Source organism: Anaerobacillus sp. CMMVII (assembly GCF_025377685.1).
Taxonomy (GTDB): domain Bacteria; phylum Bacillota; class Bacilli; order Bacillales; family Anaerobacillaceae; genus Anaerobacillus.
This window is the reverse complement of the sequence record NZ_JACEHK010000001.1, coordinates 188076-205630: the sequence shown is the minus strand read 5'-3', so window position 1 is coordinate 205630 and position 17555 is coordinate 188076. Positions and strand designations below refer to the sequence as shown.

Annotated in this window: 16 protein-coding genes, 11 tRNA genes, 3 rRNA genes and 2 pseudogenes; 7 read left to right on the top strand and 25 right to left on the bottom strand. The window is 40.3% G+C overall.

What is annotated here, in order from left to right:
• Nucleotides 1–125 precede the first annotated feature (125 nt).
• On the top strand, nucleotides 126–296 hold the full coding sequence (locus tag H1D32_RS01165) for an aspartyl-phosphate phosphatase Spo0E family protein (RefSeq protein WP_261176360.1): 171 nt from the start codon (nucleotides 126–128) through the stop codon (nucleotides 294–296).
• Nucleotides 297–335: 39 nt separating this feature from the next.
• On the opposite strand, the gene H1D32_RS01160 is transcribed toward H1D32_RS01165, so the two are convergent.
• From H1D32_RS01160 to H1D32_RS01090, 15 genes are all read right to left on the bottom strand, one after another.
• Nucleotides 336–411, bottom strand: a tRNA-Ala gene (locus H1D32_RS01160).
• A 3-nt stretch (nucleotides 412–414) separates the two neighbouring features.
• A tRNA-Gly gene (locus H1D32_RS01155) sits at nucleotides 415–488 on the bottom strand.
• Between the two features lie 92 nt (nucleotides 489–580).
• Nucleotides 581–655, bottom strand: a tRNA-Gly gene (locus H1D32_RS01150).
• Nucleotides 656–678: 23 nt separating this feature from the next.
• Nucleotides 679–751, bottom strand: a tRNA-Lys gene (locus H1D32_RS01145).
• A gap of 9 nt (nucleotides 752–760) precedes the next feature.
• Nucleotides 761–835 (bottom strand) — tRNA-Gln (locus H1D32_RS01140).
• Nucleotides 836–844: 9 nt separating this feature from the next.
• A tRNA-Tyr gene (locus tag H1D32_RS01135) sits at nucleotides 845–929 on the bottom strand.
• Between the two features lie 20 nt (nucleotides 930–949).
• Nucleotides 950–1022 (bottom strand) — tRNA-Thr (locus H1D32_RS01130).
• Nucleotides 1023–1067: 45 nt separating this feature from the next.
• Nucleotides 1068–1143 (bottom strand) — tRNA-Val (locus H1D32_RS01125).
• A 26-nt stretch (nucleotides 1144–1169) separates the two neighbouring features.
• Nucleotides 1170–1244, bottom strand: a tRNA-Glu gene (locus tag H1D32_RS01120).
• A gap of 13 nt (nucleotides 1245–1257) precedes the next feature.
• A tRNA-Thr gene (locus H1D32_RS01115) sits at nucleotides 1258–1333 on the bottom strand.
• Nucleotide 1334: 1 nt separating this feature from the next.
• Nucleotides 1335–1409 (bottom strand) — tRNA-Asn (locus tag H1D32_RS01110).
• Nucleotides 1410–1454: 45 nt separating this feature from the next.
• Nucleotides 1455–1570 (bottom strand): 5S ribosomal RNA (rrf, locus tag H1D32_RS01105).
• A gap of 262 nt (nucleotides 1571–1832) precedes the next feature.
• Nucleotides 1833–4774 (bottom strand): 23S ribosomal RNA (locus tag H1D32_RS01100).
• 462 nt (nucleotides 4775–5236) lie between these two features.
• Nucleotides 5237–6789, bottom strand: a 16S ribosomal RNA gene (locus H1D32_RS01095).
• Together the 16S, 23S and 5S rRNA genes with 11 tRNA genes alongside form the textbook arrangement of a ribosomal RNA operon.
• 313 nt (nucleotides 6790–7102) lie before the next feature.
• Nucleotides 7103–7333 (bottom strand): hypothetical protein, encoded by a 231-nt coding sequence (locus H1D32_RS01090; protein WP_261176359.1) that lies wholly within the window; start codon nucleotides 7331–7333, stop codon nucleotides 7103–7105.
• A gap of 149 nt (nucleotides 7334–7482) precedes the next feature.
• Here H1D32_RS01090 and pdaB point away from each other — a divergent pair, with 149 nt between their 5' ends.
• The gene (pdaB, locus tag H1D32_RS01085; RefSeq protein WP_261176358.1) at nucleotides 7483–8244 is read left to right on the top strand and encodes a polysaccharide deacetylase family sporulation protein PdaB; all 762 of its coding nucleotides are present in this window, start codon (nucleotides 7483–7485) and stop codon (nucleotides 8242–8244) included.
• Nucleotides 8245–8295: 51 nt separating this feature from the next.
• Here pdaB and H1D32_RS01080 read toward each other — a convergent pair whose 3' ends face one another.
• Nucleotides 8296–8892 carry a KinB-signaling pathway activation protein gene (locus H1D32_RS01080; protein ID WP_261176357.1) on the bottom strand — a complete coding sequence of 199 codons (597 nt, stop codon included), beginning with the start codon at nucleotides 8890–8892 and terminating at the stop codon, nucleotides 8296–8298.
• 194 nt (nucleotides 8893–9086) lie between these two features.
• On the opposite strand from H1D32_RS01080, the gene gerD reads away from it, so the two are divergent.
• Nucleotides 9087–9686 (top strand): spore germination lipoprotein GerD, encoded by a 600-nt coding sequence (gerD, locus tag H1D32_RS01075; protein ID WP_261176356.1) that lies wholly within the window; start codon nucleotides 9087–9089, stop codon nucleotides 9684–9686.
• Between the two features lie 49 nt (nucleotides 9687–9735).
• Here gerD and H1D32_RS01070 read toward each other — a convergent pair whose 3' ends face one another.
• The 4 genes from H1D32_RS01070 to H1D32_RS01055 all read right to left on the bottom strand — a co-directional run bounded on the left by H1D32_RS01070 (nucleotide 9736) and on the right by H1D32_RS01055 (nucleotide 13007).
• The gene (locus H1D32_RS01070) at nucleotides 9736–10785 is read right to left on the bottom strand and encodes an Mrp/NBP35 family ATP-binding protein (RefSeq protein ID WP_261176355.1); all 1050 of its coding nucleotides are present in this window, start codon (nucleotides 10783–10785) and stop codon (nucleotides 9736–9738) included.
• A gap of 121 nt (nucleotides 10786–10906) precedes the next feature.
• Nucleotides 10907–11623, bottom strand: a complete 717-nt coding sequence (cwlD, locus tag H1D32_RS01065; RefSeq protein ID WP_261176354.1) for an N-acetylmuramoyl-L-alanine amidase CwlD — start codon at nucleotides 11621–11623, stop codon at nucleotides 10907–10909.
• A gap of 62 nt (nucleotides 11624–11685) precedes the next feature.
• Complete coding sequence (locus H1D32_RS01060; RefSeq protein ID WP_261176353.1) at nucleotides 11686–12120, bottom strand: YbaK family protein; 435 nt, start codon at nucleotides 12118–12120, stop codon at nucleotides 11686–11688.
• Nucleotides 12121–12215: 95 nt separating this feature from the next.
• The gene (locus H1D32_RS01055; protein WP_261176352.1) at nucleotides 12216–13007 is read right to left on the bottom strand and encodes a class I SAM-dependent methyltransferase; all 792 of its coding nucleotides are present in this window, start codon (nucleotides 13005–13007) and stop codon (nucleotides 12216–12218) included.
• 159 nt (nucleotides 13008–13166) lie between these two features.
• Here H1D32_RS01055 and H1D32_RS01050 point away from each other — a divergent pair, with 159 nt between their 5' ends.
• Together H1D32_RS01050 and H1D32_RS01045 are read left to right on the top strand one after the other, a co-directional pair.
• Nucleotides 13167–13634, top strand: coding sequence for a YsnF/AvaK domain-containing protein (locus H1D32_RS01050; protein WP_261176351.1), 468 nt, complete (start codon nucleotides 13167–13169; stop codon nucleotides 13632–13634).
• 97 nt (nucleotides 13635–13731) lie between these two features.
• Nucleotides 13732–14232, top strand: coding sequence for a YsnF/AvaK domain-containing protein (locus H1D32_RS01045; protein WP_261176350.1), 501 nt, complete (start codon nucleotides 13732–13734; stop codon nucleotides 14230–14232).
• 145 nt (nucleotides 14233–14377) lie between these two features.
• On the opposite strand, the pseudogene rpsI reads toward H1D32_RS01045, so the two are convergent.
• Both rpsI and H1D32_RS01035 read right to left on the bottom strand, forming a co-directional pair.
• A pseudogene (gene rpsI / locus H1D32_RS01040) lies at nucleotides 14378–14443 on the bottom strand (30S ribosomal protein S9); the annotation flags it as partial.
• A gap of 222 nt (nucleotides 14444–14665) precedes the next feature.
• Nucleotides 14666–15286 carry an ApaLI family restriction endonuclease gene (locus H1D32_RS01035; RefSeq protein ID WP_261176349.1) on the bottom strand — a complete coding sequence of 207 codons (621 nt, stop codon included), beginning with the start codon at nucleotides 15284–15286 and terminating at the stop codon, nucleotides 14666–14668.
• Nucleotides 15287–15434: 148 nt separating this feature from the next.
• Here H1D32_RS01035 and H1D32_RS01030 point away from each other — a divergent pair.
• Together H1D32_RS01030 and H1D32_RS01020 are read left to right on the top strand one after the other, a co-directional pair.
• A pseudogene (locus tag H1D32_RS01030) lies at nucleotides 15435–16342 on the top strand (DNA-methyltransferase).
• A 106-nt stretch (nucleotides 16343–16448) separates the two neighbouring features.
• Complete coding sequence (locus tag H1D32_RS01020) at nucleotides 16449–16682, top strand: hypothetical protein (protein WP_261176347.1); 234 nt, start codon at nucleotides 16449–16451, stop codon at nucleotides 16680–16682.
• A gap of 82 nt (nucleotides 16683–16764) precedes the next feature.
• Here the strand turns inward: H1D32_RS01020 and H1D32_RS01015 are convergent, their stop codons facing one another.
• From H1D32_RS01015 to H1D32_RS01005, 3 genes are all read right to left on the bottom strand, one after another.
• Nucleotides 16765–17061: a hypothetical protein gene (locus tag H1D32_RS01015; RefSeq protein WP_261176346.1), complete on the bottom strand. Its 297-nt coding sequence runs from the start codon at nucleotides 17059–17061 to the stop codon at nucleotides 16765–16767.
• Nucleotide 17062: 1 nt separating this feature from the next.
• Nucleotides 17063–17275 carry a hypothetical protein gene (locus tag H1D32_RS01010; protein ID WP_261176345.1) on the bottom strand — a complete coding sequence of 71 codons (213 nt, stop codon included), beginning with the start codon at nucleotides 17273–17275 and terminating at the stop codon, nucleotides 17063–17065.
• Between the two features lie 115 nt (nucleotides 17276–17390).
• Nucleotides 17391–17537: a hypothetical protein gene (locus H1D32_RS01005; RefSeq protein WP_261176344.1), complete on the bottom strand. Its 147-nt coding sequence runs from the start codon at nucleotides 17535–17537 to the stop codon at nucleotides 17391–17393.
• Between the last annotated feature and the right edge of the window lie 18 nt (nucleotides 17538–17555).

The following is a 17555-nucleotide window of genomic DNA, read 5'->3' as shown; positions in this document are numbered from 1 at the left end:
CAACACTTAAATAAGTTTCAAACAAACTTAATTTTAACATGATAAAAATAAAATTCCACAATTTTGAAGAAATACGTTTTGCTTTTTTTATCCAGGGTATAAAAAATACTAGGAGGGATTGAATCATGAAGAAAAACTACAATAACGATATTATGCTGGAAGAAATCGAAATTGCACGAAAGCATATGATCAAGCTAGCATATGACTATCCCCTAAGTTCTGATGAAGTAGTTGATGCTAGCACTAGATTGGACAAGCTCTTAAACGTGTTCAATAAAATAGCGCAAGAAAAATAAAACCCTAGGTTATCCTAGGGTTTTTCATTGTAATATGTATGGTGGAGCCTAGCGGGATCGAACCGCTGACCTCCTGCGTGCAAGGCAGGCGCTCTCCCAGCTGAGCTAAGGCCCCATTTGGAGCGGGTGATGAGAATCGAACTCACAACATCAGCTTGGAAGGCTGAGGTTTTACCACTAAACTACACCCGCAGTAATTTAAAATATAATGAAATGCAATGCTCCTGCGCCACTTCGTTTGCTCGTCGCAAAGCTGCAAAGATGTTTATTCGACGTAGTTGCTTTGGAGCGGAAGACGAGGTTCGAACTCGCGACCCCCACCTTGGCAAGGTGGTGTTCTACCACTGAACTACTTCCGCATTATGGAAAGTTTTAAAACTGATGAGCCATGAAGGATTCGAACCTTCGACCCTCTGATTAAAAGTCAGATGCTCTACCAACTGAGCTAATGGCTCGAATAATAATGGCTGGGCTATCTGGATTCGAACCAGAGAATGACGGAGTCAAAGTCCGTTGCCTTACCGCTTGGCTATAGCCCAATGAAAGAATGGTGGAGGGGGACGGATTCGAACCGCCGAACCCGGAGGGAGCGGATTTACAGTCCGCCGCGTTTAGCCACTTCGCTACCCCTCCACATTGCTGTTGTTCACGAGTGCCGGCCAGAGGACTTGAACCCCCAACCTACTGATTACAAGTCAGTTGCTCTACCAATTGAGCTAGGCCGGCATATTAAAGTAAGTTATTTTGCTCCACTATGCTGCGAAGAAAATTTGGTGGAGGATGACGGGTTCGAACCGCCGACCCCCTGCTTGTAAGGCAGGTGCTCTCCCAGCTGAGCTAATCCTCCGAAGTATTAAATATATCAATAGTAAATGGTGACCCGTACGGGATTCGAACCCGTGTTACCGCCGTGAAAGGGCGGTGTCTTAACCGCTTGACCAACGGGCCATGAATATGAAAATGGAGCTTCCAACCGGATTTGAACCGACGACCCCTTCCTTACCATGGAAGTGCTCTACCTACTGAGCTATGGAAGCATGGCTCCACAGGTAGGACTCGAACCTACGACCGATCGGTTAACAGCCGATTGCTCTACCACTGAGCTACTGTGGAATGATTTAATAGTCCATTATCAATATAAGTAGATACAAGGAATTTGCTTGGCGACGTCCTACTCTCACAGGGGGAAACCCCCAACTACCATCGGCGCTGAAGAGCTTAACGATCGTGTTCGGCATGGGAACGAGTGTGACCTCTTCGCTATCGCCACCAAACTTGTATAACAACATAGACAATTGATATGATAAAACATATTTTCATCTATGTCAATACCTTTTAGTTCTTTCCGTCAAAAAAAGCAACTGACCTTAACAGGTCAACCAGCTTATTTTATAGAAAAAATCATTCCCTGAAAACTAGATAACACACATTTAAGACTTGAGTAAAATTCAATCCGTTTATTTAGAATTTGGTATTTACTGCTTCGAGCTACTCACGCAACTCAAAACTCAACACTCATCACTCTAAACTTATTTATAGGATAAGTCCTCGACCGATTAGTATCTCTCAGCTCCACACGTCGCCGTGCTTCCACCCGAGACCTATCAACCTCATCATCTTTAAGGGGTCTTACTGGATTAACTCCAAGGGAAATCTCATCTCGAGGGGGGCTTCATGCTTAGATGCTTTCAGCACTTATCCCTTCCACACGTAGCTACCCAGCTATGCTCCTGGCGGAACAACTGGTACACCAGCGGTGTGTCCATCCCGGTCCTCTCGTACTAAGGACAGCTCCTCTCAAATTTCCTACGCCCGCGACGGATAGGGACCGAACTGTCTCACGACGTTCTGAACCCAGCTCGCGTACCGCTTTAATGGGCGAACAGCCCAACCCTTGGGACCTACTTCAGCCCCAGGATGCGATGAGCCGACATCGAGGTGCCAAACCTCCCCGTCGATGTGGACTCTTGGGGGAGATAAGCCTGTTATCCCCAGGGTAGCTTTTATCCGTTGAGCGATGGCCCTTCCATGCGGAACCACCGGATCACTAAGCCCGACTTTCGTCCCTGCTCGACTTGTAGGTCTCGCAGTCAAGCTCCCTTTTGCCTTTGCACTCTACGAATGATTTCCAACCATTCTGAGGGAACCTTTGGGCGCCTCCGTTACTGTTTAGGAGGCGACCGCCCCAGTCAAACTGCCCACCTGACACTGTCCCCGAACCGGATCACGGTCCTAGGTTAGAATTTCAATACAATCAGGGTAGTATCCCACCGACGCCTCCACCGAAGCTGGCGCTCCGGGTTCTCAGGCTCCTACCTATCCTGTACAAATTGTACCAAAATCCAATATCAAGCTACAGTAAAGCTCCATGGGGTCTTTCCGTCCTGTCGCGGGTAACCTGCATCTTCACAGGTAATATAATTTCACCGGGTCTCTCGTTGAGACAGTATCCAAATCGTTACACCATTCGTGCGGGTCGGAACTTACCCGACAAGGAATTTCGCTACCTTAGGACCGTTATAGTTACGGCCGCCGTTTACTGGGGCTTCAATTCAGAGCTTCTCCTTACGGATAACCCCTCCTCTTAACCTTCCAGCACCGGGCAGGTGTCAGCCCCTATACTTCGCCTTGCGGCTTCGCAGAGACCTGTGTTTTTGCTAAACAGTCGCTTGGATCTATTCACTGCGGCTCTCTCGGGCTTTAACACCCTATCAGAGCACCCCTTCTCCCGAAGTTACGGGGTCATTTTGCCGAGTTCCTTAACGAGAGTTCTCCCGAGCGTCTTAGAATTCTCTTCTCGCCTACCTGTGTCGGTTTGCGGTACGGGCACCTCTCACCTCGCTAGAGGCTTTTCTTGGCAGTGTAGGATCAGGAACTTCGCTACTTAAATTTCGCTCGCCATCACAGCTCAGCCTTCGCGAGAAGCGGATTTGCCTACTTCTCAGCCTAACTGCTTGGACGCACATATCCATCAGTGCGCTTACCCTACCTTTCTGCGTCCCCCCATTGCTCAAACGGTGAGGAGGTGGTACAGGAATTTCAACCTGTTGTCCATCGCCTACGCTTTTCAGCCTCGGCTTAGGTCCCGACTTACCCTGAGCGGACGAGCCTTCCTCAGGAAACCTTGGGCTTTCGACGGAGGGGATTCTCACCCCTCTTTTCGCTACTCATACCGGCATTCTCACTTCTAAGCGCTCCACCAGTCCTTCCGGTCTGACTTCGCTGCACTTAGAACGCTCCCCTACCACTGCGCACCAGGTGCGCAATCCATAGCTTCGGTGATACGTTTAGCCCCGGTACATTTTCGGCGCAGAGTCACTCGACCAGTGAGCTATTACGCACTCTTTAAATGGTGGCTGCTTCTAAGCCAACATCCTGGTTGTCTGGGCAACTCCACATCCTTCTCCACTTAACGTATACTTTGGGACCTTAGCTGATGGTCTGGGCTGTTTCCCTCTTGACTACGGATCTTAGCACTCGCAGTCTGACTCCCGAGGATAAGTATTTGGCATTCGGAGTTTGACTGAATTCGGTAATCCTGTGGGGACCCCTAGTCCAATCAGTGCTCTACCTCCAATACTCTTCCCTCGAGGCTAGCCCTAAAGCTATTTCGGGGAGAACCAGCTATCTCCGAGTTCGATTGGCATTTCACCCCTACCCACACCTCATCCCCGCACTTTTCAACGTGCGTGGGTTCGGGCCTCCATTCAGTGTTACCTGAACTTCACCCTGGACATGGGTAGATCACACGGTTTCGGGTCTACGACCACGTACTCATTCGCCCTATTCAGACTCGCTTTCGCTGCGGCTCCGCCTCTTCAGCTTAACCTTGCACGTAATCGTAACTCGCCGGTTCATTCTACAAAAGGCACGCTGTCACCCGTAAATGGGCTCCAACTACTTGTAGGCACACGGTTTCAGGATCTCTTTCACTCCCCTCCCGGGGTGCTTTTCACCTTTCCCTCACGGTACTGGTTCACTATCGGTCACTAGGAAGTATTTAGCCTTGGGAGATGGTCCTCCCGGATTCCGACGGGGTTTCACGTGTCCCGCCGTACTCAGGATACACTCTGGAGGAAACGAAGTTTCGATTACAGGGCTGTTACCCTTGTTTCGCGGACCTTTCCAGATCGCTTCGTCTACTTCGTTTCTTTGTAACTCCGTGTAGAGTGTCCTACAACCCCAAGGGGCAAGCCCCTTGGTTTGGGCTGTTTCCGTTTCGCTCGCCGCTACTCAGGAAATCGATAATTTCTTTCTCTTCCTCTGGGTACTTAGATGTTTCAGTTCCCCAGGTCTGCCTCCTCATAGCCTATGTATTCAGCTATGGGTACCATCCCATTACGGATGGTGGGTTCCCCCATTCGGAAATCCCCGGATCAAAGCTTACTTACAGCTCCCCGAGGCATATCGTTGTTCGTCACGTCCTTCTTCGGCTCCTAGTGCCAAGGCATCCACCGTGCGCCCTTTCTAACTTAACCTAAATTTTTCGCAATAAGCGGCGAATATCTTCGTCGCCTTCATTCCTCAATCATCCTCATGTACGGTTTATGTACACTCCGGTGATTGACTCAATCGGCTCCTCGATCTTCTTGCTTCTTTCGAAAAATTACCTGTTAAAAGGATTTTACGTCGAATTGAATTCTTGACTACTCAAGTTTACTCAAAAGCTTTTACAAACTTTCCGGTAAAACTTAAATGTGTTAGTTGTTATCTAGTTTTCAAGGAACAAAGCAACTGACCTCAATCACATCGTGTGATGCTTTATTGATTAGCTTCATGCAGCTTTGCGACGAGGATACGACGCAAGGAGTACCGCAGGAGCACAATAATGAATATTGAGCAGTTAACTATTTAATTGAGAGATCATTCTCTCAAAACTGAAACACAGCGTCAGCGTACTTTTCCTAAGAAAAGCATCGACTAGAGTTTTAACTCCATAGAAAGGAGGTGATCCAGCCGCACCTTCCGATACGGCTACCTTGTTACGACTTCACCCCAATCATCTGTCCCACCTTAGGCGGCTGGCTCGCATATTGCGTTACCCCACCGACTTCGGGTGTTACAAACTCTCGTGGTGTGACGGGCGGTGTGTACAAGGCCCGGGAACGTATTCACCGCGGCATGCTGATCCGCGATTACTAGCAATTCCGGCTTCATGTAGGCGAGTTGCAGCCTACAATCCGAACTGAGAATGGCTTTATGGGATTGGCTCAACCTCGCGGTTTTGCTGCCCTTTGTACCATCCATTGTAGCACGTGTGTAGCCCAGGTCATAAGGGGCATGATGATTTGACGTCATCCCCACCTTCCTCCGGTTTGTCACCGGCAGTCACCTTAGAGTGCCCAACTGAATGCTGGCAACTAAGATCAAGGGTTGCGCTCGTTGCGGGACTTAACCCAACATCTCACGACACGAGCTGACGACAACCATGCACCACCTGTCACTTTGTCCCCCGAAGGGGAAAGCCCTATCTCTAGGGTTGTCAAAGGATGTCAAGACCTGGTAAGGTTCTTCGCGTTGCTTCGAATTAAACCACATGCTCCACTGCTTGTGCGGGCCCCGTCAATTCCTTTGAGTTTCAACCTTGCGGTCGTACTCCCCAGGCGGAGTGCTTAATGTGTTAACTTCGGCACTAAGGGCATCGAAACCCCTAACACCTAGCACTCATCGTTTACGGCGTGGACTACCAGGGTATCTAATCCTGTTTGCTCCCCACGCTTTCGCGCCTCAGCGTCAGTTACAGACCAGAGAGTCGCCTTCGCCACTGGTGTTCCTCCATATATCTACGCATTTCACCGCTACACATGGAATTCCACTCTCCTCTTCTGCACTCAAGTTTCCCAGTTTCCAATGACCCTCCACGGTTGAGCCGTGGGCTTTCACATCAGACTTAAGAGACCGCCTGCGCGCGCTTTACGCCCAATAATTCCGGACAACGCTTGCCACCTACGTATTACCGCGGCTGCTGGCACGTAGTTAGCCGTGGCTTTCTGGTTAGGTACCGTCAAGGTACCGCCCTATTTGAACGGTACTTGTTCTTCCCTAACAACAGAACTTTACGACCCGAAGGCCTTCATCGTTCACGCGGCGTTGCTCCGTCAGACTTTCGTCCATTGCGGAAGATTCCCTACTGCTGCCTCCCGTAGGAGTCTGGGCCGTGTCTCAGTCCCAGTGTGGCCGATCACCCTCTCAGGTCGGCTACGCATCGTCGCCTTGGTAAGCCATTACCTTACCAACTAGCTAATGCGCCGCGGGCCCATCCTGTAGTGTTAGGTAAACCCAACTTTTACTTTCGAGCCATGTAACTCAAAAGATTATCCGGTATTAGCTTCGGTTTCCCGAAGTTATCCCAGTCTACAGGGCAGGTTGCCCACGTGTTACTCACCCGTCCGCCGCTAACAATTGAGAGCAAGCTCTCAATTGTCCGCTCGACTTGCATGTATTAGGCACGCCGCCAGCGTTCGTCCTGAGCCAGGATCAAACTCTCCATAAAAGTGTTTGATATAGCTCAAAAAAATTTGTTACATTGACGAGATATTTACTATCTCTTAATTCGCTTGGCTGTGTGTTCAGTTTTCAAAGAACGATATTTATGTTGTCGTTTTTCAACAACAAGAATTTTATTGTATCAGAACTACTTTGGTTCGTCAACATTTTTTTAGTCGTTTTTCCGTCACTCAATTTAGCGACTTGATTAATATAACATTTTATCAGGCTATCGTCAATAACCTTTTGATGCTTGTTATCAGTTTAACAGCGACGGTTAATAATGTAACATCTTAGAATAAGAGATGTCAATAAGGTTATTACACATTTTCAGAACGCTGACGCTTACTTCTAATATATTTATAACACTCTTTAGGTGAGGCAAAACGTTTATATAGTCCAAAAATAATTTTATACCTTTCTTCCATTGCTCTTTTTACAATTCCATCAATTCTTGTATCTGTTAAATCTAATAAAAGCTCTTCTAACTCTCTTTTTAACATGTATTCAATTTCTTGTGTTTCTTTGCTGTTTAACATAAGCCCTAACATAAAAATCTTCCTTTCTTTGAAGAAGTACTAAAGTTAGTAAAAAGAAAAGCTGCTCCTGAGAAATTATTTTCTACTTTCACTCTTTTTATTCATATCTTGTCTTAAAAAAGCATACATATAATGCAGAGATATGGACAAGGAGGGGTCGTATGAACTTCATTTGGATTTGGAACGGGAAAAAAATAAAGCAATATATGATCGTTGTAATAGCAGCTTTCTTTACCGCGGGGATCTTGTATGTAGAGAGAAGTCAGATTTCTGTATTCTTACCTACAGCAGAAGCAAATGCAATTTATAAGGCAGAAACAAAGGAAAAGAAAATCGCCCTAACCTTTAATATTAGCTGGGGAGAAGAAAAAGCAATTCCTATTTTAGACGTTCTAAAAGAGAATGGGATTAATAATGCTACTTTCTTTTTATCTGCTTCCTGGGCTGAAAGGCATCCTGACATCGTTGAAAGAATTGTCAAAGATGGTCATGAAATTGGAAGTCATGGCTACCGTTATGAAGACTATCCACAATGGGAAGATGACAAAATTAGAAAAGACATTCAAAGAGCCCACCAGGTTCTGTTTGAACTAACGGATAAGGCACCAAAACTCCTTCGACCACCTAATGGCAACTTTGACAAAAGGGTTCTAAAAATAGCAGAAGCTCAAAAATATCAACTCGTTCACTGGAGTATTGATTCTAAAGATTACGGAAATCCTGGTGTCGAACAAGTCATTTCAAATGTATTAGATCATGTAACAGGCGGAGATATTGTTCTATTCCACGCTTCTGATCGAGTCAAACATACAGAAAAAGCCTTACCTACAATTATTGAACGCTTGAAGGGTAAAGGGTATGATTTTGTTTCTGTTTCAGAATTACTAGCAAGTACAGAAACTGACAGTTCTGAGGTTAAATAACATAAAAGAGGCTGCTACATTCGCTTATTGCGATGTAGCAGCCTCTTATCTTTATTTACGATTGATAAGTCGATGTAATATTAATAACTGCCAAGTATTCGCTACTAGTAAAGGAGTAAAGTACACCCATAACCACTTAGGGTCATTTACTCTTAAAGCAGGAAGCCACTCAAGTGTTGTTACAACCACCATAAAAAATAAAGCCGGAATAAACGCACCTAAATTAGTTTGTTTACTTTTAATATAAGCAACAACAAGCCCGTAGATTAATAATAGTAACGGGATTAGGATAAATCCAAATATTGTTTCACCCTCATCTGCAAATGATGTGAATCGAAAGTAGGCTAGTCCTTGAAGGACAAAAGCAATAATAACGATTTGAATCATATTCCATAGTTTTGCATTCACAATCCCTAATGCAAAACGATGAACAGTTAAATAAGCGAAGAAACCCATCTGACTAATTAAACTCCACATTGCCCCTATTCCAAATAACCAAACGATAACAAGAATAAAATCGATGACCTCTCCAGCCATTAGACCGTCAAAATATGTTCTCCAATCTAAAACAAAACCTACTAATGCACCACTAGTAGCTCCTATTAGTAATGTTGTAAAAAATAAATAAACTACCTTTCTTGAGTTCACGTTTGTTCCTCCATTTATAGTAATTATCCAATTGATTGTATCAAATATATTGATTAAAAAGCTAGTATTACAGTTTACAAATTAGCTAACACTATGCTGAAATGAATATTTTTTCATTTCTACTCTTCTTTGGATAAATTCCACAACATTGCTTCATATTAAAAAATGACATAATACAGAAAGGGGCGAAGATCTTGAAAAACCTTAAGAAGCTCCTCTTACTATTTACGGTAATTCTAATAGCTGGCTGTGCAGCTGTAGAGGATCAAGGAAGTCAACCTGATTATGAAAGTACAAAAAAAATGATGGTTGACATGCTTAAGACAGACGAAGGAAAGAAATCTATCCAGGAAGTCTTAAGTGATGATGAGGTTAAACAAGAAATCGTATTAGAACAAGCGCTGGTGAAGGAAACCATTCAACAGGTCTTGACTTCAGAAAAGGGGAAAGAGTTTTGGCAAGAGCTTATGCAAGAACCTGAATTTGCCAAAGCATTTGCTGAGAGTCTACAAACAGAAGTTGAAAAAGTTCTTAAAAATTTAATGAAAGACCCTGAATATCAAGGTATGATGATGGACATTTTACAAGACCCTGAAATGGAAAAAGCCTCCCTCGACTTAATGAAAAGCAAAGAATATCGTCAGCAAGTAACAAATATTATGGCTGAAGCATTTGAAAGTCCTTACTTTAAAGCACAGGTAAATGACATTTTAGGGAAAGTCGCTAGTGAGCAAATGAAGAAAGAGGCAAAAGAAACTGAAGGTGAAAAACAGGGCGAAGAAGGACAAAATTAATACTGAGAAAAAAGACTCGACGCTCTTAAGCGTTGAGTCTTTTGATCTTTTATTGTTCAATTTTATTAATAACCTTTTGAGCCATCTTCATATAGATCTGGCCAATTGGATGTTCTGGATCGTAAATTGAAGGCGCAAAGTCTTTTTCATCAATTTCAGGCTGCCCAAGAGGAATTTGCGCTAGAATTTCCGTTTGTAATTCTTTTGCTAAACGCTCTCCGCCACCTTGACCAAATACAAATTCTTTTTCACCCGTTAACTGACTTTTAAAGTAAGCCATGTTTTCAACAACACCTAAGATCTCATGATCCGTCTTCAAGGCCATAACTCCTGCTCTTGCAGCAACAAATGCTGCCGTAGGATGCGGTGTTGTGACAATGATCTCTTTACTACTTGGAAGCATTTGATGGACATCTAATGCTACGTCACCTGTGCCAGGAGGTAAATCTAAGATTAAATAATCTAGATCATCCCACTCCACTTGCGTAAAGAAGTTATTTAACATCTTCCCTAACATTGGACCACGCCAAATAATTGGTGAGTTATCATGTACAAAGAAGCCCATTGAAATAACTTGTACACCAAAACGGTTTACTGGAAAAATTCTTTCTCCTTTGACCTTTGGCTTATCTTCAATACCCATCATATCAGGAACACTAAAGCCATAAATATCCGCATCAATAATTCCTACTTTTTTGCCTAAACGGGCTAAAGAAGTTGCTAAGTTCACAGAAACTGTTGATTTACCAACGCCACCCTTACCACTAGTTACAGCAATAAAAGTCGTTTTTACACCTTCATCTAATAATGATTTAACTTCTTGTGGTGCCTCGATCCCCAATTTACTAAGTTCTTCATCCGTCAATTGCTCAAAACGCAATCCAACTGAATCAGCACCTGCTTGCTTAATTACATTTACGATTTCACCCTGAAGTTTCATTTGTTCAGGTGAACCGACTTTTGAAATTCCAATTTTTACGCTTACTAAACCTTCTTTAATTTTAATTTCTTTTACTGCATCAATTTCAACAATGCTTTTATTTATAAATGGTTCTTTTACAGTTTTTAAAGCATCTAATATTTGTTCTTGTGTAAGCAAAGCAAAACACCGCCTTTATGTATTCGATTTCATTTTTAGTATAACACAAAATCATAAGATGATTGAATTTTACGCTTAAATAGTGAATTTATTGTGACGATTAAAAAACGCCAGTCCTCTCTTACGAAGTAGGAACTGGCTCATTAGTAAAATACCTCATAATCCCTTGATAAATTGAAACTGCTACCTTTTGCTGATAAGCCTTAGTATCAAGCATTTCAGCTTCAGTTGGATTTGATAAAAATCCTACTTCAACAAGGGCACCAGGAATTTGAGCATGCTTTAATAAATAGACATTGTTAATAGGTTTAGCCAATCTATCCGTATTCTCTAAATTCGTTCTAATTTCTTCCTGAATGAATTTAGCAACTTTTTCATTTTCTTCGATCGCCCGATTATAAAAAGTTTGTGCCCCTGACCAACGTGGCGATGGAATTGCATTAAGGTGTAAAGATAAAAATAAATCCGCACCGGTTTCATTTACAAGTTGCACTCTGCGTTTTAGATCCTGAACCTTGCGATTTCTAACACCTTTCGTAGAAGGGTCAGCTAAGTCGGTATCTTCCACACGAGACATCACAACGAGAGCTCCTGCTTCTTGTAAATAATCTCGAAGTATTAAACTAATTTCTAAAGAAACCTCTTTTTCAAGAAGGCCCTGCTTAGAACTGGCTCCTCCATCCATTCCACCATGACCTGCGTCGATCACAATTATTTTCCCTGACAACGGGAGTGACCATAATGATCCAGAGTCTGTACTCACAAATTGAAATTGAATATAGAATAATAAAAGTAAAAATCCAGCTGCAAAAGCTCCACCCTTCAACCACTTGCTCATCTATTCCCCTCCTTACATCTCAATACAGTATATTGGGACAAGAAGGAAAATATGAACTTAAATTAGTGTAATTTCATTCGATATCTTTTTTCCCCTTCATGAAAGCCCTGATCCCACCAATGAAGAACAAAAGCTTCACATAACATATAAAAATTATCATCTTGGTCGTTTTGAAAAAGCAAACCTGACAGCTTGTGATATAGAAGGTTGACATGCTCGACATATTCCTCCTGGCAACGCCTACGTACAGAAACCTCAGATTCACCAAAATAGCCAAAGCGACTAAATTCAGCACCTAATAAATAGGAATCTATAGCAAAATCTACACAAATATCCTCGACAAAGCTACCACCAGTTTTTTGATGTTCAAAAACTGAAGGGAAATGATTATGAATGTAGCCTCTTATTGTAGATAAGGAAAGTTTTCGTAATACTTGTCGTTCAAAATTCCATTGTTTTTTTCGCCTACGATCTTCAAAGGTAGTAATGACATTCAATGTAGTCCCCTCCTTTTTTACGTTAGTTTCATTCAATGGAGAGTTGTTAATGCTATGGAAATTACTACTCTATAGGGAAAAAAAGACATTATACATTAATGTCTTTTCTCGGCAACGACGGTATAGGTTTTTGGAATCCCTTGATCAAAAACTTCTGAGGATTGGTTAGGTAGTTCTTCTAACGTTTTTATAAATAATCCCTCATCAGCAATCGATGTTACTATTTCACCTAATGTCCAATTTCGTAAGAACACTTTGTGCATTATTGGATTTTTATCATTCGGATCTAAATATTTTGAATGTGATACTTCTTTTTCTTCTAGCGATGTATCAAAGTAATTTCCAGTTACTTTATGTTTTCTAATTTTCGCGGTAGTCCCACGAGAAGAAATAAGTTTTGTCGACACAGGATGAAAATCTTGAAGAACGAGTCGCCCATTTTCTTTAAGTAATTTCGACACTAACTGAAACAAAGGATGTAAATCAATAAAGTAATGAAGGATGCCAAATTCCATAAAAACGATATCATAATCTCCTGTTAGTTCTTCTTCCGGCATCTTGAGAACATCTGAAACAATATAGCGAAGTTGCACACCCGAATGTTGGGCTAGCTCTTTAGCGTACACTTCATTTTCATTTGAAAAATCGACGACTGTTACATTTGCTCCAAGTAAGGATAACGCAACTGCCTTATTTCCATTCGAGCCTAATAAATTAATAATCTTCTTACCTTGAACTTTCTCACCCATGTATGTAAGAACTGAACCCACTCTTTTTCGTGGATCTTCCATTATTTTTTTCGCAGCTTCTTCTGCAGTTCCAAACCGATTTATCCATGCTTGATAAACTCCATTATTCCAAGCTTTGTTATTTTGATCAGCTTCCATATAAAATAATCCTCCATCATATCAATAATGTTTTATTTTACTACAATTCATTAGCACAACCAAATTTAGCTGTAATCATGTACCAAGAATAGATTTAGGAACACAGGTAATAATAATTTTTGTACGACGATCAACTACATTTCCTTAGGAGGTTTTCATATGGGCTTTTTTGACTTATTTGACGAAAATGAAGAAAATCGAAAAAAGGTACGTGAAGTAGATCGAGTTGCTGATACAGAATTTGCAACTGATGAGGCACATCTTGACCTTCGTGAAGAAGAGCTAGATATCCATAAAAACCGTGTCGAAACTGGTGATGTCGTACTTCATAAAGATATCATTGAAGAAGAACAGGTAGTTAATGTTCCTGTTTCTCACGACCAAGTGGTTATTGAAAGAAGAGCCGTTGACCGTCAACCAACAACGGAACCGATTACAGATGAAGAAACGGTTCACATTCCTGTTACTGCGGAAACAGTTGAAGTTGGTAAGCACACTGTTGTCACAGGTGAAATTTCCGCTCACAAGCGTTCTGTCGAGGAAACTCAACAGGTACGTGATGTCCTGCATAAAGAGGTTGCCGACGTTGAAACTCAAGGTACCGCGGATGTAATTAGCGAGGACTAACAGCACTTTTTCCCTACTTAACTTTAGTTAAGTAGGGTTTTTCATACACTTAAGCAAGATTGGGAAAAGTAATATAAAACGTAAATCGGGAGGGCGTATGGGAAAATTACTATTGATTGGTGCAGTTATCGGAGTTTTTTTAAGTTGGGTATTTAATTTTACAATATTACTAGGCCTTATCCTCGGAGCATTCGTCGGTGGAATTATTTATTCTTTGAATGCAAAAAGAATGGACCATATTACCAACAAAGAAACCATACAACTACGCGAAGAGCAGTTAGATATAAGGAAGAAACGAGTCCAAACTGGTGAAGTAAAAATTCATAAAGAAGTTGTCGAAGAACAAAGAACGTTTACTGTCCCAATTCGACGTGAAGAAATGGTGATTGAGGCTGGTATGGATGAGGAAATTCGCATTCCTCTTAAAGAAGAAGAAATTGAGATAAATAAGCACCCAGTTCAAGTGAATGATGTCTCGATTACAAAGCGCCAAATAGAGGAAATTGAACAGGTGAAAGCTAGATTAAAAAAAGAGACTGCCCACTATGAAGTAGAAGGAAATGCCGATGTACAAGAAATCACGGAAGAAGAAAGATAACGAACCTATAAATAGTTCTAAAACGACTTTGTTTTGGAACTATTTTTATTACCTGTAGAAGGTCAATTCTAATTTGTTTACTCCCTTTTCCCCAACAAAAAAGACCCCCAAAGCATATAGCCTTGAGAGCCTTGAAACGTATAGATTAACGTTTTGAGAACTGAGGTGCACGACGTGCTGCTTTAAGACCGTATTTTTTACGTTCTTTTATTTAACATTTAAATATGAAGAAACTAGAAAAAAAATGATTATTAAAAAGCCCGATTTAACGGGCTTTTCCTCATTTTATGAAAACTAGGTAAAATATCGTTATATATGTTTGGTGGTCAAAATGTGGTCAAACCTTTCCTATACCTACCTACATAATCTTATGTAATCTTACCTTTTTTAATTTAAGTTGCAATTACATTCAAGATAGTGTTCACTACCTTCTTTATAATCGCAAGCTTTTCATTTCTTCGTTTAGAATTTCTTTTATGTCAATCCCAGAGTAATCTTTTATATATTCAAAAGCCTCTTCTCCGATATAAGCCTCTCCCTGTTCCTTAAAGATAGAAATAATTCTTTCCTGTATCTTTCTTGCTTGAGTTCTTTCCGGCATAAAAAACATTACCCTTACAGGGATTAGCCCCTCGCTAACAATACACTTTACTTTATTGTTTTCTTTGTTTTTATGGTCACCATCAGTTGTTGCATCTCGCCACTTTATTTCATGAGCCTTATTGTCCCACTCTGTGTAACAATCAATTTCAAACTGCTTAGGCTGACTACTAATAGTGTTCGTTATGTATATTGCTTCCCCACCTAACGCAATCTGTGCCATTCTCTCTAACAATGAACCTGCATACTTATAAACGAACCTTCCTACATTTTGATATTTGTCAATTAGTGCATGCTCATTCTCAGGCATACCTAAAGCACCATATACTAGATAATGCTCATTGCTATCAGCAACCATTTCAACCATACGATTTTCAATTGCACCTTGTAATTTACTTCTGTGTTCTGTCACAATTTTTGAAATTTCAATTAGTTTTTCTTCTTTAGTCATCATAAAAAAATTAACTCCTCCTTATAAATAGAATACCTAACTAACATTCAACATTTTTTTACAATACCCTTTAAAATGTGCTATATTTATCCATTTTTTTTATTTTGTAGAAAATTAGGACAAGCCTCAAAAAGACAAGCATTATGATATAATGGTCATAAATTATTTTCTCTCAATAGAAAGGAGACTATTTATGACTTTATTGTTGGGGGATTGTCTTGAAAAGTTAATTGAAGTTGAGTCAAACTCTGTCGATTTAATTTATTTAGACCCACCATTCTTTACTCAAAAAACCCAAAAATTAAAGACAAGAGATAATTCTAAGGAGTACAGTTTTCATGATAGCTGGGACTCTATTGAGCACTATAAAGCTTTTATAAAAGAGCGTTTAGTAGCATGTCAACGGGTACTTAAGGAAACAGGGAGTATTTTTTTACATTGTGATAAATCTGCATCACACTATTTAAGGACTGTATTAGACGAAGTATTTGGAATGGATAACTTTCAAAGCGAGATAATTTGGTCTTACAAAAGATGGTCTAACTCAAAAAAAGGGCTGCTTAATTCCCACCAGACAATTTACTTTTATAGCAAAACAGATAAATTCAAGTTCAATACAATTTATACTGATTATGCACCGTCTACTAACATTGACCAAATCTTACAAGACCGTATAAAAGATGAAAATGGTAAATCTATATACAAAAAAGATGAAGATGGCAATGTTATTTTAGGTAAAGAAAAGAAAGGTGTACCTTTATCCGATGTTTGGAACATACCTTATTTAAATCCTAAAGCAAAGAAAGAACGGGTTATCCAACACAAAAGCCTATCCTTTTACTTGAACAAATAATAAAAATAACAACAGATGTTGGTGATACTGTTTTAGACCCTTTCTGTGGCAGTGGGACTACTTTAGTAGCTGCTAAATTATTAAATAGAAAATTCATCGGTATAGATATTTCTGAAGATGCGATTGAACTTACTCAGGAAAGAATTAATTCTCCAATAAAAACAACCTCTAACCTTTTAGAAAAAGGCGAAAAAACAATATATTAATAAAACCGATGAAGAACTTGCAATTTTAAAAAGTATTGATGCATATCCTGTACAGCGAAACAGTGGTATCGATGGCTTCCTGAAGAAAAGTTACTTAGATAAACCAGTGGCTGTTAAAATTCAACAACAAAACGAAACACTTGAAGAAGCAAAAATAAAACTATTACAAGCAAGTAAAAAGAAAGGCTGTAGTTTGTTGGTATTAATTAGAACAACAACTAACGATACACTTCCACTTCAACTCGAACCTAATCAAAACGATGATAATATCCTAATAATTGATAGTTATCATTTATTAATTAACGACTATATAAATAGTAAAGACTTAGTTTTTATATAATTATCAAAAATAAGCCCCAAAATAGGGCTTATTTTTTTGAAGAAAATAATTATTTATCTCTTATATAACTAAAAGCGTTTAACTACAACAAATTCGACCTATTCCTCTCAATGCAACCTATTTCCATCAATTCATTCATTCGATTTATCAATTGAAAGGCTTTCTCCTTAAATGGAGCTTTCCAATTTTTAAATTGTTCGATAGGAGACCCTGCATTATTTTGGAGTCGGTAAATGCTACGAAGACACTCTCTAAATTCCTCATTATTTTTCACTAACCACTCAGTAGTTAAATTCTCCTCTATATCTACAACCTGATATTCATTATTTAATAACAAGAGTTGTTCTACTTTCTTAATTCTATTCAAGATAAGTTTCATTTTATAACCCTAACTGCTGTTCGATTTGAGTTAATCTTTCATCCAATTCCCCAACTTCCATAGCTTTAATTATGCTATTGGATAGGGTTGCAATCACTCTAGCACGTTCAATGCTTGGTGGTTCACTTTGTATTAACTCATTTATTACTCTTGCTAATAAGCGCCTTACATCTTGTGGTCGTTTTAAACGTATATTACCTTTAGGCATACTCAAAACTTTCTTCACCCCTTAATAACATTGTTACTTCAAGGGCTTACGCCTCATTTTTAATACAATTTGTTTACTTTTCACTCATGTTTTGTCATTTTAAACTCCTTTTTACTTTCTCTTATTTTTGCTTACGGTATCTTAATATGTCCTTGCCTCTTCTTAATCCTTTTACAAATAAATCTGGGTCTCGTTGTAGTAGCTGATTTATCTCCTCTACTGTTAAAAAGACTACACATTTGGTTAACTTAATTTCTATATATTTCAAGGTTTTACACCTCTCTTC

Coding starts and splice junctions, on each gene's coding strand:
- H1D32_RS01165 (WP_261176360.1), top strand. CDS start 126: ATGAAGAAAAACTACAATAACGATATTATGCTGGAAGAAATCGAAATT.
- H1D32_RS01090 (WP_261176359.1), bottom strand. CDS start 7,333: ATGTTAGGGCTTATGTTAAACAGCAAAGAAACACAAGAAATTGAATAC.
- pdaB (WP_261176358.1), top strand. CDS start 7,483: ATGAACTTCATTTGGATTTGGAACGGGAAAAAAATAAAGCAATATATG.
- cwlD (WP_261176354.1), bottom strand. CDS start 11,623: ATGAGCAAGTGGTTGAAGGGTGGAGCTTTTGCAGCTGGATTTTTACTT.
- H1D32_RS01055 (WP_261176352.1), bottom strand. CDS start 13,007: ATGGAAGCTGATCAAAATAACAAAGCTTGGAATAATGGAGTTTATCAA.
- H1D32_RS01050 (WP_261176351.1), top strand. CDS start 13,167: ATGGGCTTTTTTGACTTATTTGACGAAAATGAAGAAAATCGAAAAAAG.
- H1D32_RS01045 (WP_261176350.1), top strand. CDS start 13,732: ATGGGAAAATTACTATTGATTGGTGCAGTTATCGGAGTTTTTTTAAGT.
- H1D32_RS01035 (WP_261176349.1), bottom strand. CDS start 15,286: ATGATGACTAAAGAAGAAAAACTAATTGAAATTTCAAAAATTGTGACA.
- H1D32_RS01015 (WP_261176346.1), bottom strand. CDS start 17,061: ATGAAACTTATCTTGAATAGAATTAAGAAAGTAGAACAACTCTTGTTA.